Source organism: Massilia sp. 05N420 (genome assembly GCF_056397205.1).
This window is the reverse complement of record NZ_JBFTMX010000003.1, coordinates 1-15,568: the sequence shown is the minus strand read 5'-3', so window position 1 is coordinate 15,568 and position 15,568 is coordinate 1. Positions and strand designations below refer to the sequence as shown.

13 protein-coding genes are annotated in these 15,568 nt (G+C 66.8%); 4 read left to right on the top strand and 9 right to left on the bottom strand.

The features are described from left to right. Positions 1–30: 30 nt before the first annotated feature. Genes AC1DIX_RS02070 through AC1DIX_RS02055 form a run of 4 tightly spaced genes read right to left on the bottom strand, consistent with a single transcriptional unit; the run spans position 31 to position 3,712 of the window. Positions 31–912, bottom strand: a complete 882-nt coding sequence (locus AC1DIX_RS02070; protein ID WP_477321616.1) for an ABC transporter permease — start codon at positions 910–912, stop codon at positions 31–33. Beyond that, on the bottom strand, positions 909–1,748 hold the full coding sequence (locus tag AC1DIX_RS02065) for an ABC transporter ATP-binding protein (protein WP_477321614.1): 840 nt from the start codon (positions 1,746–1,748) through the stop codon (positions 909–911). Before AC1DIX_RS02065 ends, AC1DIX_RS02070 begins: the two co-directional genes overlap by 4 nt. A 15-nt stretch (positions 1,749–1,763) precedes the next feature. After that, complete coding sequence (locus tag AC1DIX_RS02060) at positions 1,764–2,804, bottom strand: ABC transporter substrate-binding protein (RefSeq protein ID WP_477321613.1); 1,041 nt, start codon at positions 2,802–2,804, stop codon at positions 1,764–1,766. 20 nt (positions 2,805–2,824) lie between these two features. Continuing rightward, positions 2,825–3,712, bottom strand: a complete 888-nt coding sequence (locus AC1DIX_RS02055) for a TauD/TfdA dioxygenase family protein (RefSeq protein WP_477321611.1) — start codon at positions 3,710–3,712, stop codon at positions 2,825–2,827. A gap of 183 nt (positions 3,713–3,895) precedes the next feature. Here AC1DIX_RS02055 and AC1DIX_RS02050 point away from each other — a divergent pair, with 183 nt between their 5' ends. After that, positions 3,896–4,342, top strand: a complete 447-nt coding sequence (locus AC1DIX_RS02050; protein ID WP_477321609.1) for a DUF2231 domain-containing protein — start codon at positions 3,896–3,898, stop codon at positions 4,340–4,342. Then, positions 4,335–5,657, top strand: a complete 1,323-nt coding sequence (locus tag AC1DIX_RS02045; protein WP_477321607.1) for a PQQ-dependent sugar dehydrogenase — start codon at positions 4,335–4,337, stop codon at positions 5,655–5,657. Before AC1DIX_RS02050 ends, AC1DIX_RS02045 begins: the two co-directional genes overlap by 8 nt. 42 nt (positions 5,658–5,699) lie before the next feature. On the opposite strand, the gene AC1DIX_RS02040 is transcribed toward AC1DIX_RS02045, so the two are convergent. The 5 genes from AC1DIX_RS02040 to AC1DIX_RS02020 all read right to left on the bottom strand — a co-directional run bounded on the left by AC1DIX_RS02040 (position 5,700) and on the right by AC1DIX_RS02020 (position 12,865). Beyond that, the gene (locus AC1DIX_RS02040) at positions 5,700–6,863 is read right to left on the bottom strand and encodes an efflux RND transporter periplasmic adaptor subunit (RefSeq protein ID WP_477251153.1); all 1,164 of its coding nucleotides are present in this window, start codon (positions 6,861–6,863) and stop codon (positions 5,700–5,702) included. Then, a complete protein-coding gene (locus AC1DIX_RS02035; protein WP_477321960.1) occupies positions 6,853–10,065 on the bottom strand; it encodes an efflux RND transporter permease subunit in 3,213 nt (1,070 codons plus the stop codon). Before AC1DIX_RS02035 ends, AC1DIX_RS02040 begins: the two co-directional genes overlap by 11 nt. A gap of 220 nt (positions 10,066–10,285) precedes the next feature. Continuing rightward, entirely contained in the window at positions 10,286–11,251 is a 966-nt protein-coding gene (locus tag AC1DIX_RS02030; protein ID WP_442123812.1) for a diguanylate cyclase, read from the bottom strand. 43 nt (positions 11,252–11,294) lie between these two features. Further along, positions 11,295–12,254: a chemotaxis protein gene (locus AC1DIX_RS02025; protein ID WP_477321605.1), complete on the bottom strand. Its 960-nt coding sequence runs from the start codon at positions 12,252–12,254 to the stop codon at positions 11,295–11,297. Positions 12,255–12,379: 125 nt separating this feature from the next. Then, positions 12,380–12,865, bottom strand: a complete 486-nt coding sequence (locus tag AC1DIX_RS02020) for an Lrp/AsnC ligand binding domain-containing protein (protein ID WP_477321603.1) — start codon at positions 12,863–12,865, stop codon at positions 12,380–12,382. 107 nt (positions 12,866–12,972) lie between these two features. Here AC1DIX_RS02020 and AC1DIX_RS02015 point away from each other — a divergent pair, with 107 nt between their 5' ends. Together AC1DIX_RS02015 and alr are read left to right on the top strand one after the other, a co-directional pair. After that, on the top strand, positions 12,973–14,265 hold the full coding sequence (locus AC1DIX_RS02015; RefSeq protein WP_477321601.1) for a D-amino acid dehydrogenase: 1,293 nt from the start codon (positions 12,973–12,975) through the stop codon (positions 14,263–14,265). A gap of 1 nt (position 14,266) precedes the next feature. After that, the gene (gene alr / locus AC1DIX_RS02010; protein ID WP_477321599.1) at positions 14,267–15,373 is read left to right on the top strand and encodes an alanine racemase; all 1,107 of its coding nucleotides are present in this window, start codon (positions 14,267–14,269) and stop codon (positions 15,371–15,373) included. The last annotated feature ends 195 nt before the right edge of the window (positions 15,374–15,568 follow it).

Below are 15,568 nucleotides of genomic sequence, written 5' to 3'. Positions count from 1 at the left end.
CTCGACAAGAAACCTTCGTACCATTTCTCCTCAGCCCTGCATGCCCCAACGCCGCACCGTCAGTCGTTCCAGCGCGTCGAACACGATGTGCTCGAACAGCAGGCCGATCACGATCACGGCGGCGAGTCCGGCGAACACCTTGTCGGTGAACAGCTCGTTGCGGCTCTGGAAGATATACCAGCCGAGACCACCCTTGCCCGAGGTGGTGCCGAACACCAGCTCGGCCGCGATCAGGGTGCGCCAGGCGAAAGCCCAGCCGATCTTCAGCCCGGACAGGATGGCCGGCAGCGCCGCCGGCACCAGGATCTGGGTGACGATGCGCAGCCCGCCCAGGCCGTAGTTGCGGCCGGCCATGCGCAGTGTCTGCGGCACCGCGCGGAAGCCGGCATGGGCGTTCAAGGCCAGCGGCCACATCACGGAGTGCACCAGCACGAACACCAGGCTGCCCTTGCCCAGGCCGAACCACAGCAGGGCCAGCGGCAGCAGCGCGATCGCCGGCAGCGGGTTGAACATGGCGGTCAGGGTCTCCAGCAGGTCGCGGCCGATGCGGCTGCTCATCGCCACGGAAGTCAGCAGGAAGGCGCCGGCCACGCCGGCCAGGTAGCCCTGCAGCAGCACGCCCAGCGACACGCCGACGTAACGCGGCAGCTCGCCCGATACCACACCTTCGGCGAAGGTGCGCGCGGTTTGCAGGAAGCCCGGCAGCAGCAAGTCATTGCCGGCCACCTGCGCCGCCCATTCCCACAGCGCGGCCAGCACGGCCAGCAGGGCGGCCTTGCGCAGCCAGCCGGCCTGCGGCAGGCTCCGGCCCAGGCGTTCGCGGGGCATGGCGGGAGCCGTGATTGCCTCCGGCGGCGGAAGCAGCGGCAGCTCGTATTCCGGCCGCACCAGCGGTTCGACGCGGGGGTTCATGAGCGCACCGCCAGTGCCGGCGCGGCCGCGTCTGCGCCGGCCCGGGCCGGCCCGCCGCTCTCGTCGCCGAACAGCAGGCGGTGGATGCGCTGGGCGGCGGCCTGGAACTCGGCACTGCCGCTGCTGGCCAGGCCGAACTGGTGGCTGTTGATCTCGGCCCGCACCCGGCCCGGATGCGGCGACAGCAGCAGGATGCGGTTACCGACCACCAGCGCTTCCTCGATCGAATGGGTGACGAACAGCATGGTGAAGCGGGCCTCTTCCCACAGCGTCTGCAGCTCTTCCTGCATGCGGCGGCGGGTCAGCGCGTCCAGCGCCGCGAAGGGTTCGTCCATCAGCAGGATGTCGGGCTGCATCGCCAGCGCGCGGGCGATCGCCACCCTCGCCTTCATCCCGCCCGACAGGGTGTGCGGATAGCTGTCGGCAAAGCGCGCCAGCCCGACCGTGCCGATCCAGTGCAGGGCGCGGGCCTCGGCCTCCCTGCGCTTCACGCCGCCCGCCAGCAGCGGGAACATCACGTTCTGCCTGACCGTCTTCCACGGCGGCAGCTGGTCGAATTCCTGGAACACGACGATGCGGTCGCGGCCCGGCCCAACGATGCGGCGGCCGCGCAGCAGCAGGCCGCCGGAGGTCGGCTGGACGAAGCCGGCGGCGGCCTTCAGCAGGGTCGACTTGCCGCAACCGGATGGCCCCAGCAGCACGAAGCGGTCGCCCTCATGGACGTCGAAGCTGACCTCGTGGGTGGCGCGCACCCGGGCGCCGCCGGTCGTGTAGTCGATGCTGAGGTCCTGGGCCCGCAACAGGGGCGCCGGCGCCTGGAAAGGATAGATGTTCATGCTGCGCCCTCCCCTTCAGCTGCCCGATGCCAGCGCCGGGTGCTCGAAGAAGTAGTCGCGCCACGACGCCGGCTGCTTCCTGATCGCGCCGGCCTGGTGCAGGAACCGGGCCAGGCCCAGGGTATTCTGCGGCGCCACCTTGAACTGGATCTGCGGATTGCCGATCACCTTCAGGAGGAAAGCGCGGTCGGTCCTGGCCTTGGTCACGCGCAGGTAGGCGTCGGCGGCCAGCTCGCGGTTGGCGGTGATCAGCTGGGCCGCTTCGTTCAGTGCGTCGATGAAGGCGCGGTAGGTCTTCGGGTTCTCCTTCACCCATTTTTCGGTGGCGTAGAGCACCGTGGACGACGCCGGGCCGCCCAGCACCTCATAGGAATTCAAGACGATGTGGGCCTTCGGATTGCCGGCCAGTTCCTGTTCCTGGAAAGGCGGATTGCCGAAGTGGCTGTTCAGTTCCGTCTGGCCGGCGATCAGCGCGGCCGCCGCGTCCGGATGCGGCAGGGATTGCGTCAGGCGGTCCAGGCGCGCGAACTCCGCCGTGCCCCAGCGCTTCGCCGCCGCCATCTGCAGGATCCGCGCCTGCACCGATACCGACACCGCCGGCAGCGCGATGCGGTCCTTGTCGCTGAAGTCGGCGATGGTCTTCACCTTCGGGTTGGTGGTGACGAGATAGTAGGGAAAGTTGCCGAGCGACGCGATGCCGCGCACGTTCTGGCGGCCGGCGGTGCGGTCCCAGATCGTCAGCAGCGGGCCGACGCCGGCGCCGGCCACGTCGATGGAGCCGGACAGCAGGGCATCGTTGACGGCATTCCCGCCCGACAGCTGGACATACTCGACCTTGACCGGCACGCCCTGCAGCCTGGCGTGCTTCTCGATCAGCTTCTGGTCCTCCGCCACGTTCAGCAGCAGGTAGACGAGGCCGAACTGCTGGGCGATGCGCAACTGGCCCTCGGCGCGGGCCGGGGTGGCGAGGACGGTGGACAGGGCCAGCGCGGACAGGGTCAGGCCGGCGGCGATCTTCGATACGTAGCGAAACGGGGTGCGGAATGGGGTGCGCATGGTGGTCTTTTTATGATGGTTCAGAACGGGACGTCGCCTTCGATGGTGGTGCGGTAGAGCTTGCGGCGCTGCTGGTCCGGGCAGCCGGCCGCCAGGTGCATCAGCGAGCGGTTATCCCAGAACACCATGTCCTGCGGCTGCCACTGGTGGCGGTAGATGTGCTCGGGGCGGGTGCTGCGCTCGAACAGCTCGTCCAGCAGCGCGCGGCTCTCGTCGTCCGGCAGGCCGACGATGCGGGTCGTGAAATGCTCACTGACGAACAGCGCCTTGCGGCCGGTCTCGGGATGGGTGCGCACCACCGGATGCACGACCGGCTTGACCTCGTCGATCTGGGCCTGGGTCAGGTTCGGGCGCCAGGGATTGCGCTTCTGCAGGTCGGCATAGCGATTCAGGTAGCTGTGCTCGGCCTTCAGATCCGCGACGGCGCGCTGCAGGTGCCCGGGCAGCCGCTCCCAGGCCGTGTGCTGGTTGGCGAACAGGGTATCGCCACCCACGAGCGGCAGTTCCTGGGCGTGCAGCATCGAGCCGAGGCTCGGCTTTTCCTTGTACGACAGGTCGGAATGCCAGAAGTGGCCGGCATCACCAAGGCCGATCGGCTGGCCGTTCTCGCGGATGTTCGAGACGATCAGGACTTCGGGATCCGACGGCAGCTGGAACTGGCGCAGCACGTGGATCTGCAGCGGACCGAAACGGCGGCTGAAGGCCACCTGCTGGCCGGGCGTGATGTGCTGGTGGCGGAACACCAGCACATGGTGCTCGAGGTGGGCGCGGTGCAGGCGCGCGAGGTCCTCGTTCGACAGGGGCCGGGACAGGTCGAGGCCGAGCACCTCGGCCCCCAGCGGGGCGTCGAAGGCCTTGATGACGAAGTGCTGGCGGGTGTCGGAAACTTCTTTGAGGACGGCGGACATGGGCGCTTTCGGATGAGTCGGGATGCGTCCAGCTTATGCCCGCATGATTGCATCGACAACGAAGCTTTTCGAGGAAGCTCATGCAAATTTTGCTGCGCCGCCAGTGCTCCAGTCATGCGACGTGCTGTTCCATATCCATGCTAGTCTCACAACACATTTGTTCACATACAGAGAGGCATCAACATGAAAACGGAAACACACACATCCCGATTCAGCATCACATCGGCGATATTCGACGTACTCGACCCGATACCCTTCGGTTTCTTCGTGGGCGCGCTCATCTTCGACATCCTCTATTTCAATACCTACACCGTGCTGTGGGTAAAAGCCGCTGCCTGGCTCATCAGCATCGGCCTGGTGTTCGCCATCATTCCCCAGCTCATCAATCTCGGCCGCACCTGGTTCGGCAAGCGCCGGATCCGTACGCCTAACCTGGCCATCAATTTCTGGCTCCAGGTGGTCGCGATCGTCGCCGCCCTGTTCAATGCTTTCGTGCACAGCCGCGACGCCTATGCCACGATGCCGGCCGGGGTCTGGCTGTCCGTGCTGACGGTGCTGGCCTTGGTGATCGGCCGGATCGTGCTCGCCACCGACTACGTCGTGTACAAGGAGGAGGTCAGCCATGGATAAGCATAAACACGGATGGCGGCTGAGCCTGGGCATGGCGGCCGTGATGACGCTGGCGCTGAGTGCCTGCGGCGACAAGGCCCAGCTGAACATCTCCCAGCAGGTGGGCGGCAATCCGCAAATGCCGAAACCCAAGGACTTCCTGGTGCCGCCGATGCAGGTGCCCGACGGCGTCGGCTGGAAGGGCGATGCCAAGCCGCAAGTCATCGCCGGCCTGCAGATCGAGAAGATCGCCTCCGGCCTGCTGCACCCGCGCCAGCTGCTGGTGCTGCCGAACGGCGACGTGCTGGTGGTGGAAGCCAACGGCCCCGGCGAGGAAGCCGTGACCACGCCGAAACAGGTGATTGCCGGCAAGGTCAAGAACAATTCCGGCAAGGGTGGCAAGGGCGGCAACCGCATCACCCTGCTGCGCAGGAAGCCCGGCGGCAGCGGCGAATGGGACAAGTTCGTCTATATCGAAAAGCTGCACTCCCCCTTCGGCATCCAGCTGGTCGGCGATACCCTGTACGTTGCCAACACCGGCAACATCATGAAATACCGCTACACCCCGGGCGAGACGAAGATGTCCGACCCCGGCGTCGAGCTCGCTGACCTGCCCAGCACCGTCAACCACCACTGGACCAAGGCGCTGCTGGCGACCCCCGACGGCAAGCACCTGTATGTCGGCAGCGGCTCCAACAGCAACATCACGGAGAACGGCCTGGAAGTGGAATACCGGCGCGCCGCCGTGCTGGAAGTCGACGCCGCGACCGGCGCCAGCCGCGTCTACGCCTCGGGCATCCGCAATCCGACGGGCCTGGGCTGGGAGCCGCAGACCGGCAAGCTCTGGGCCATCGCGAACGAGCGCGACGAGATCGGCGCCGACCTGGTGCCGGACTACCTGACCTCGGTACAGGAAAAAGGCTTCTATGGCTGGCCCTACAGCTATTACGGCCAGAATGTCGACCGCCGCGTCCAGCCGCAGCGCCCGGACCTGGTCGCGAAAGCCATCAAGCCGGACTACGCGCTTGGCTCCCACGTCGCGGCGCTGGGTCTGTGGTTCTATACGGGGAATATGTTCCCGCAGTACAAGGGCGGCGCCTTCGTCGCCGAGCATGGCAGCTGGGATCGCACGCCGCTGAGCGGCTACCAGGTCATCTTCGTGCCCTTCACGAACGGCATGCCCAGCGGACCGGCCCAGTCGATCGTGACCGGCTTCCACTCGGCCGACGAAAAGCAGCTGTTCGGCGCGCCGGTCGGCATGGCGCAGGATGCGGACGGTGCGCTGCTGATCGCGGACGACGTTGGTAACGTGGTCTGGCGCGTCACCAGGCGCTGACAAACCTGACGTGGGCACGGGGTGCCCACGGCGGTTCCCGAGTCAGCCCGCTTTGCGCGGCTGGGCCGCGGCGGCCACCTTCACCTGGTCGCCATCCGCCAGCCCGTCCGGCGGGCTGTCGATGATGCGGTCGGCCTTGCTCACGCCATCGCCCAGCTGGATCACATTGCCGTAATCGCGCGCGATCGTCACCTTCCGGATGCGCACGCGGTTGCCGGCATCCAGCACCGCGACCTGGGCGCCGTGGCGGCCCATGATCAGCGCTCCCGGCGGAATCGCCACTGCGTCGTCGGCCATTGCGGCCTGGTCGAAGCGCACGGTGGCGAAGGCGCCCGGCAGCAGCTCTCCCTTCGGATTCTCGACCGCAAGCTGGACCAGCATGGTGCCGGAGCCGGCATTGATGGCCTGGGCCAGCGACTCCACCCTGGCCTGGTAGCTGCTGCCCGGACGTTCCGGCACGCTCACGCGCGCGATGCTGCCGGGGTGGATCGCGGCCAGCTGGCGCTGCGGCACCTGCACGTACACACGCAGGCGGTGCAGGTCGGACACCACGAACAGCTCGCTGCCGGCGCTGGCGGTGGCGCCGGCATTCACCAGGGCGCCGACGTCGGTATTGCGGGCCGTGACCATGCCGTCGAAAGGCGCCACCAGCCGGGTGTAGCGCTTGAGCGCCTGCTGGCGGTCGACGCTGGCCTGCAGCGCCTGCACATTCGACTGCTTGGAGATGAAGTCGCCCTGCTTTTCGTCGGCTTCCTGTTTGGAGACGGCGTTCTGCGCCACCAGCGACTGCCAGCGCCTGGCCGTGCTCTCGGCCAGCGCCAGGTTGCTGCGCGCCACCGCCAGCTGGGCCTGGGCCTGGCGCAGGTCCTGGTCGAGGTCCGGGGTCTCGATCGTCGCCAGCACCTGGCCGGCCTTGACCGGCGCGCCGATGTCGACGTTCCAGTGCGCCAGGTAGCCGGACACGCGGGCATAGATCGGCGCCCGCGACCAGGCTTCGATGCGGGCCGGCAGCTCCATCGGACTACCGGCGACGTCCTTCATCGACACCAGGCTCACGGTCGGCACCGACTGCTCCGCGGCGGACTCCTTGAGCTGCTCGGCCTGGGAGTGACGGGTGGCGAGGCCGCCGATCACCACCGCGGCGGCGACGGCCAGCGCGAGGGTGCCGACGACCAGCGGCCGCCTGGAAGAAGATTTAGCTTGCATGGGCAGGAACTCCGGATTGGGGTGGCAGGCTGGAATCCGCCGCGCGGCGCTGCGCGCGGCCGTGGACCAGGCTGAAAACGACGGGGACGAAGACCAGGGTGGCGATGGTCGAGAACACCAGGCCGCCGATCACGGCGCGGCCCAGCGGCGCATTCTGTTCGCCGCCCTCGCCCAGTCCCAGGGCCATCGGCAGCATGCCGATCACCATGGCCAGGGCGGTCATCAGGACCGGGCGAAAGCGCACGAAGCCGGCTTCGAGCGCGGCCGCGGCGGCGTCGCCCGATTCATCCAGTCTCTCGCGCGCGAAGCTGATCACCAGCACGCTGTTGGCGGTGGCCACGCCCATGCACATGATGGCGCCCGTCAGCGCGGGCACCGACAGGGTGGTATGGGTGGCGAACAGCATCCACACGATGCCGGCCAGCGCCGCCGGCAGCGCCGAGACGATCACCGCCGGGTCGAGCCAGGACTGGAAGTTGACGACGATGAGCAGGTAGATCAGGCCGACCGCGCCCAGAAGACCAAACAGCAGACCCGAGAACGCGCGCTCCATGGTGCGCACCTGGCCCAGCATCTCGACCGTGGCGCCCTTCGGCACATCGGCCCTGGTTTCTTCGAGCACCTTGCGGATGTCGGCGGCGACGGCGCCGAGGTCGCGGTCCTGGGTGGTGGCGTGGATCTGCACCATCGGCGCGACGTCGTACTGGCTCACCAGCGCATTGCCGCTGCCGCGCTCGAAGCGCGCGATCCCGCCGAGGGTGGCGGCATTCGCGTTCGAGCCGTTGCCGACCGGGAGATTGGCCAGTGCGGACAGCGAGTCCAGCTCGACCTCGGGCGTCTGCATCACGATCGGATAGGTCACGCCGGTGGCCGGGTTCAGCCAGTAGGTGGGCGATACCTGGCTGGAGCCGGCCAGGTTGACCACCATGCTGTTGGTGACGTCGCGCGTGGTCAGGCCGAGCAGCTGGGCCTGGGTGCGGTCGACTTCGACATTGAACATCGGCGAGCGGTTCGACTGCTGGATGCGGGCATCGGCCACGCCGGGGATCGCGCGGATGCGCTTCAGCAGCTGGTTGGCATAGCCGAAGTCGGCGTCCAGGTTACGGCCCCGCACCTGCACGTCGATCGGCGCCGGCGAGCCGAAGTTCAGGATCTGGCTGACGATGTCGGCCGGCGGGAAGGAGAAGGTGGTGTCCGGGAATTCGCGCGGCAGCACCTCGCGCAGCTTGCGCACGTAGTCCGCGGTCGGGGCATGGTCCTCGCCCAGCGCGATCTGGAAGTCGCCGTCCTGGGTGCCGATCGTGCCGGTGTTGTTGTAGGTGAGATTGATGCTCGACGAGGGCTTGCCGATATTGTCGACCATCGTCACGATTTCCCTGGCCGGGATGACCTTGCGGATCGCCTCTTCGATCTTCGCAAAGCGCTTGGCGGTCTCCTCGACCCGCGTGCCGATCGGCGCGCGCGCATGGATCAGCACCTGGCCGGAATCGACGGCGGGGAAGAAGTTACTGCCCAGGAAAGGCACCAGCAGGAAGGACAGCGCCACCACGGCGATGAAGCCGATCAGGAAGGGCCGGCGATGCCGGATCGAGTGCTGCAGGATGCCTTTGTAGCGGTGGCGCAGGCCTTCGAAGCGCGCCTCGAAGCCGCGCTGGAACCGTTGGAAGGCATTGGTCGGCTTGTGCGCGTGCTCTTCGCGTGGGTCATGGGCGCGCAGCAGCCAGTTGGCCATGGTCGGCACCAGGGTGCGCGACAGGATGAAGGAGCACACCAGTGCGAAGATCACCGCCTTCGCCATCGGCACGAACAGGAAGCGCGCCACGCCTTCGAGGAAGAACATCGGGATGAACACGATGCAGATGCACAGCAGCGACACCAGTGCCGGCGCCACGATCTGCTGGGCGCCATCCATGATCGCCGGTTCGACCGCCTTGCCCTGCTCCAGGTGCCAGTTGATGTTCTCGATGGTGACGGTGGCGTCGTCGACCAGGATGCCGACCGCCAGCGCCAGCCCGCCGAGCGTCATCAGGTTGAGCGTTTCGCCGGTCGCCGCCAGGGCGATGATGGAACCCAGGATCGACAGCGGGATCGAGACCGCGATGATCACGGTCGAGCGCCAGCTGCCCAGGAACAGCAGGATCATGATGCTGGTGAGGGCGGCGGCAATCGCGCCTTCGAGCGCCACGCCCTTGATCGCGGCGCGCACGAACACCGACTGGTCGTTGATCGGCACCACCTTGAGGGCGTCCGGCAGGCTGGCCTTGAGCTGGTCCAGCTTGGCGCGCACGCCGTCGACGATGGCCAGGGTGGAGGCGGATCCGTTCTTCAGGATCGACATCAGCACCGAGCGGCCGCCGTCGACGTGCACGATATTCGTCTGCGGCGCATTGCCGTCGTGGACGTCGGCGACGTCGCCCAGGTAGATGGTGGCGGCCGGCATCCCGGCGCCGTTCACGACCTTCACCGGCAGGCGCGCCAGGTCCTCGATCGCCGACGGCGCGTTGTTCAGCTGGATCGTGTATTCGAGCGCGTCGATCTTCTGGCTGCCGACCGGCGTCAGCACGTTCTGCGCCGCCAGCGCGTTGGCGATGTCCTGGGCCGACAGGCCGCGCGCCTGCAGCGCTTCGGGCTTGACGTCCACCTGTACCTGGCGCTGCTTGCCGCCGTAGGGCAGCGGGATCGCGGCGCCCGGCACCGTCACCAGCGGGGTGCGGATCGTGTTCAGGCCGAGGTCGAACAGCTGCTGCTCCGACAGCCCCTTGCCGGACAGCGCCAGCTGCAGGATCGGCACCGTGGCCGCGTTGTAGTTGAGGATCAGCGGCGGCGTGATCCCGGCCGGCATCTGGCGCGAGGCCGACTGCGAGATCGCCGTCACCTGGGCGTTGGCGACCGCGATGTCGACGCCGGGCTGGAAGAAGATCTTGACGACGCTGATGCCGGAATAGGTATTCGCCTCGATGTGCTCGATGTCGTTGACGGTGGTCGTCAACGAGCGCTGGAACAGGGTCGATACCCGCCCCGCCATCTGGTCGGGCGGCAGGCCGGTGTACTGCCAGGCCACCGCGATCACCGGCATCTTGATGTCGGGGAAGATGTCGGTGGGCGTGCGCACCGCGGCCAGCGGGCCGATGATGAGCAGGGTGAGCGCCAGCACGACGAAGGTATAAGGCCGTCGAAGCGCGACGCGGACAAGACCAAGCAGCATGTAATACTCCGGGCAAGGGCCTACTGCCAGCAATCTGCCGTCATCGTCCTGTAATGACAGCGCATCTGCAGCAAAGCCGGGATACAAACCCGGTAATATGCGCCAAAACCGCCACGCTGGCTAGGGCGACGGCCCGCAAACCGGCATGAATTTCCTGCATCAATACGCGCCGGCGCCGCGGCGTCAATACGAACCCGCCGTCACACCCGTATGTGCGTCAAGCTTCGCCGTCGAGCACCACGCGGTCGCGGCCGCCGCGCTTGGCCGCGTACAGGGCCTTGTCGGCGGCCTCGATCAGTGCCTTCGCATCGTCCAGTCGCCCCTGCTCCATGCTGGCCACGCCAATGCTGAGCGTGACATAGGGACGCACGGCGCCGGGTGCATGCTGGAGGTTCAGCGAGGCGACGTATGCGCGGATGTTCTCGGCCAGCTGGCGCGCCTGGGCGGCATCGGTGTCCGGCAGGATGGCCGCGAACTCCTCGCCGCCGTAGCGCGCGGCGACGTCGGCCGGACGCTTCAGCTTTGCCGCCAGCGCCTGCGCCACCGCCGCCAGGCAGGTATCGCCGGCCTGGTGGCCGAAGTGGTCGTTGTAGGCCTTGAAGGAATCGATGTCGGTCAGCAGCAGGGATAGCGAGCCTTTGATGCGCTGGGCGCGCCGCAGCTCGCGGTCGAGGGCGACGTCGAAATAACGGCGGTTGGCGATGCCGGTCAGGCCGTCGACATAGGAACGGGCGCGCAGCGATTCAGCGTGGTCGAGCAGGCGGCGCTCGCGCTCGACGGTCCCACTGACGTCGCGGATCTCGACCAGGCAGAAGGTCTCGCCCTCCTCGCGGAACGGCGACACCGATACCGCCTGCTCGATCAAGGGGCCGTCGAAACTGCCCGCGGCGCGCAAGGGAAAGGGGCTGCGGTTATCGAGCTGCGGGATCGCGGTGGCGGTATCGTCCGCCAGCGCGGCCAGCACCGCCGCCTCCACCCTCGAGCCGCGCAGCTCGGGAAAGACCTCGAACAGCGTGCGTCCCATGACGCGGGCGGCGGCGCGGCCGCAGCGCGGCGTCAGCCAGCTGTTCCAGAGCACGATGCGCTGGCCGGCGTCGAGCACGATGACGCCGCCGTTGACGAGATTGAGGACGCGCGCGGCCAGCAAGGCGGGTGCGTCGGCTTCTGGCTTGGTAGTGATCACTTGGCAGTTCGGAAACAAATCGACTGCCGGATCATACCGGAACTCAGGGGCGCAGAATAGCGCGCAAGGTCCGCGAAAGGTCTTCGGCCGAAAACTTCGCCACGTAGGCGTCGGCGCCGACCTTTTTCACGTGCTCCTCGTTGGTGGTGCCCGACAGCGAAGAGTGGATCACCACCGGCAGGCTCGAGAAGCGCTGGCTGGTCTTGATGCGGCGGGTCAGCGTGAAGCCGTCCATCTCCGGCATCTCGAGGTCGGTCAGCACCGCGGCCACCTTGTCGTAGACGCTCTTGCCTTCCGCTTCGGCCGAGGCGGCGATCGCGTTCAGCTGCTCCCAGCACTCCTTGCCGCTCTTGGTCATCACGAAAGGCAGGCCCATCGCGTCCAGGCCCTGCTCGATCAGGGCGCGCGCGACCACGGAATCGTCGGCGGCCAGCACCACGGCGCCCGGCTTCACGACGATCTTGTCGCCGACCGCCTGCTGGACCTGGCGGTCGTCGGTCGGCGGGTTCAGGTCGCGCAGGATGGTCTCGACGTCCAGCACCTGGGCCAGGCGGGYCGGCTGGCCGTCCTGCGGCTCGAGGCGGGCGATGCTGGTCACCATGCCGCTGCCGGCGCTGTGCTCGGACGACATCACCTGGCTCCAGTCGAGGCGCACGATCTCTTCCACGCTCTCGACGGCGAAGGCCTGGGTGGTGCGCGCGAATTCCGTCACCAGCATGATGTTCAGGCCGGTGACCGGCTTGACCCCGGCGATGCCCGGCAGGTCCAGCACCTGGATGATCTGGCCGCGCAGGTTGACCACGCCGAGCACGTGCCTGGGCGCGCCGGCGATGGCGGTGATCTCCGGCATCGCGACGATCTCGCGGATCTTGAATACATTGATGCCGAACAGCTCGCTATGCGCACCGTTCTCGTCGCCGCCGAGGCGGAAGAGCAAAAGCTCGAATTTATTGGTACCGGTAAGGTTGCTGCGCTCGTCGACTTCCTGCTGAACCGATTTCATGTCCCATCCTGAAAAGTTATGATTCTCCTGGGAAATGATTTTAGTGAGGATTGGGAGCGCTGTGTCAGTACGAGGCTAAGTCTTGCTCAGTTTCATCAGTTTGTGTTCCAAAAAACCACGGAACCTCAGGCGCCAATCGACAGCGCCAAGGTTTCTTTCACTTCCTCCATCACCACATACGATTTCGACTGCGCCGAATCCGCCAGATGCAGGATCTCCCCCAGCAGCCGCCGGTACTCCGACATCTCCGGAATCCGCGCCTTGATCAGGTAATCGAAGTCGCCCGACACCAGATGGCATTCCATCACTTCCGGAATGCCCAGCATCGCCCGGCGGAAGCGTTCGAAGGCTTTTTCCGACTTCTGCAGCAGGGTGATCTCGACGAACACCAGGATCTGCAAGCCCATTGCCTGCGGATTGACCCGCGCGTAATAGCCGGCAATGWCGCCGTCGCGCTCCATCTTCTTGACGCGTTCGATGCAGGGCGTCAGCGACAGCCCGACCCGCTCGGCCAGGTCCTTCATCACGATCCGCCCGTCGCTTTGCAGGATGGAGAGGATGTGGAGGTCGATCTTGTCGAGGACCCGGCTCGACTCCTTCTGGACGCGCATGAAGATTCACCAAATCTGGAAATAAATATAGAAACAATTATGGCTATATCAGATATAAGATAGCAAGATCTTCTGTAACATCCAAATCAATTTTTTCTGAGAACACTATGCGAGTAATCGTGCTGGGAAGCGGTGTGGTCGGCGTCACGACTGCGTATTATCTGGCGAAGAGCGGCCACGAGGTGACCGTGATCGACCGACAACCGGGGGCGGCGCTGGAAACCAGCTTCGCCAACGCCGGCCAGATCTCGCCCGGCTACGCCTCGCCCTGGGCCGCGCCCGGCATTCCGCTGAAGGCCTTCAAGTGGCTGTTCCAGCGCCACGCGCCGCTGGCGATCCGGCCGGACGGCTCGCTGTTCCAGCTGCAGTGGATGTGGGAGATGTTCAAGAATTGCGACGCCGACCGCTACGCCGTCAACAAGGAGCGCATGGTGCGCCTGGCCGAGTACAGCCGCGACTGCATCCGCACACTGCGCAACGAGATCGGCATCGACTACGAAGGCCGCCAGCAGGGCACCCTGCAGCTGTTCCGCACCCAGGCCCAGTTCGACGGCGCCGCCAAGGACATCGACGTGCTGCGCCAGGCCGGCGTGCCCTTCGAGGTGCTGACCCGCGAGCAACTGTCGAAGGCCGAGCCGGCCCTGGACAAGGTACGCGACAAGCTGGTCGGCGGCCTGCGCCTGCCGAACGACGAAACCGGCGACTGCCAGATGTTCACCACCAGGCTGGCCGCCCTCGCCGCGGAGATCGGCGTGCGCTTCGAATACGGCGTCGACATCCGGGCGATCGAGTCTCAGGGCGACCAGATCACCGCCGTGCGCACCGATAAAGGCAGCTTCACCGCCGACCGCTACATCGTCGCCCTGGGCAGCTACTCGCGCCTGCTGCTCAAGCAGTTCTTCCGGGTCCCGGTCTATCCGCTGAAGGGCTACTCGCTCACGGTGCCGATCACCGACGCCGCCCAGGCGCCGGTATCGACCATCCTCGACGAGACCTACAAGATCGCCATCACCCGCTTCGAGAACCGGATCCGCGTGGGCGGCATGGCTGAAATCGCCGGCTACAGCAGGCAGCTCAACCCGGCCCGCCGCGAAACCCTGGAGATGGTCGTGAGCGACCTGTTCCCGGGCGGCGGCGACGTCTCCAAGGCCAGCTTCTGGACCGGCCTGCGCCCGATGACGCCGGACTCGACCCCGATCGTCGGCGCCACCCCGCTGCGCAACCTGTTCCTGAACACCGGCCACGGCACCCTGGGCTGGACCATGGCCTGCGGATCGGCCAGCGTGATCGCCGACCTGGTCAGCGGCAAGGTCCCGGCCATCCATACGGACGACCTGGCGATCTTCCGCTACGCCGGTTCGCGCCAGGCGGACGCCCGTACCGAATTCGCGAAGGCCTGAGATGGTCGCCAGCGTAGATACCGCCCGTGCCGGGGCGGTGCTGACGGTCGACCTGGCAGCGGTGCGCGCCAACTGGCGCCTGCTGCAGGCGACCGTCGGCAAGGCCGCTTGCGCGGCCGTGATGAAAGCCGATGCCTATGGCCTCGGCATGGACATGGTGGCGCCGGCGCTGGCCGACGAAGGCTGCCGCGTGTTCTTCACCGCCCACCTCGAGGAAGGCATGCGCCTGCGCCCGCTGGTGCCGGCCGACAGCACGATCTACGTGCTGCACGGACCGCCGCCCGGCGCCACCGCCGAATTCGTCGGGTACGGCCTGATCCCGGTGCTGAACGATCCGGCCCAGATCGCCGACTGGCGCGCCGCCTGCCGCAGGCACCAGCAGCGCCTGCCGGCCGCGCTGCAGTTCGATACCGGCATGTCGCGGATGGGGTTGGCCCCGGTGGACGTCGACAGGCTGCTGGCCGACCCGGTCTGGAAGGACGAGTTCAAGCCGGTGCTGGCGATGAGCCACCTGGCCTGCGCCGACGACGCCGAACATCCGATGAACCGCGCCCAGCGCGAACGCTTCGCCGTCCTGCGCGCCCGCTTCCCGGGCATTCCAGGCAGCCTGGCGAATTCCTCGGCCGTGTTCCTGGGACCGGACTACCTCCACGACCTGGCGCGTCCGGGCGCGGCCCTGTACGGCATCAACCCGCATCCGGGCAAGGACAATCCCTTGCGCCAGGCAGTCGGGCTGCGCGCCCGCATCCTGCAGTCGCGCATGGTGCAGGCCGGCGACGCGGTCGGCTACGGCGCGCGCTACGTCGCCGACGGCCCGCGCCGCATCGCCACCATCGGGATCGGCTACGCGGACGGCTGGCTGCGCTTCCTGTCGGGGCGCGGGCACGCCTATATCGACGGCCTGTCCGTTCCCATTGCAGGCACCGTGTCGATGGACAGCATCACGCTGGATGTGACCGGGATTCCGGAAGCGCGCGTTGCCCCCGGCTGCGAGGTCGATCTGCTGTGTGCGCAACAGACGGTCGACGATGTGGCGCGTGAGGCGGGGACGATCGGGTATGAGGTGTTGACGCGGCTGGGCAGCCGCTTTCATCGGCAGTACCTCTAACGCTAATACCGTCACTCCCGCGACAGCGGGAATGACGGCTTAAAACAAGGCGCTGTTCGCGTACATGGACGCCCCCTGTTTGCAAGGACTTCTTCAATCGCTGTAGGTAACAGGTAAGGTTACAACCGTACATTCGGACTTTGTGTTGGCTTGAGCCCTGTCCCTGATGGGTTCCGCTGGTCGACCTCCCCAATC

Excerpts from the sequence above, each read along its gene's own strand:
- AC1DIX_RS02015 (WP_477321601.1), top strand. The coding sequence starts at position 12,973 with ATGCGAGTAATCGTGCTGGGAAGCGGTGTGGTCGGCGTCACGACTGCG.
- AC1DIX_RS02065 (WP_477321614.1), bottom strand. The coding sequence starts at position 1,748 with ATGAACATCTATCCTTTCCAGGCGCCGGCGCCCCTGTTGCGGGCCCAG.
- AC1DIX_RS02055 (WP_477321611.1), bottom strand. The coding sequence starts at position 3,712 with ATGTCCGCCGTCCTCAAAGAAGTTTCCGACACCCGCCAGCACTTCGTC.
- alr (WP_477321599.1), top strand. The coding sequence starts at position 14,267 with ATGGTCGCCAGCGTAGATACCGCCCGTGCCGGGGCGGTGCTGACGGTC.
- AC1DIX_RS02050 (WP_477321609.1), top strand. The coding sequence starts at position 3,896 with ATGAAAACGGAAACACACACATCCCGATTCAGCATCACATCGGCGATA.
- AC1DIX_RS02070 (WP_477321616.1), bottom strand. The coding sequence starts at position 912 with ATGAACCCCCGCGTCGAACCGCTGGTGCGGCCGGAATACGAGCTGCCG.
- AC1DIX_RS02040 (WP_477251153.1), bottom strand. The coding sequence starts at position 6,863 with ATGCAAGCTAAATCTTCTTCCAGGCGGCCGCTGGTCGTCGGCACCCTC.
- AC1DIX_RS02045 (WP_477321607.1), top strand. The coding sequence starts at position 4,335 with ATGGATAAGCATAAACACGGATGGCGGCTGAGCCTGGGCATGGCGGCC.
- AC1DIX_RS02060 (WP_477321613.1), bottom strand. The coding sequence starts at position 2,804 with ATGCGCACCCCATTCCGCACCCCGTTTCGCTACGTATCGAAGATCGCC.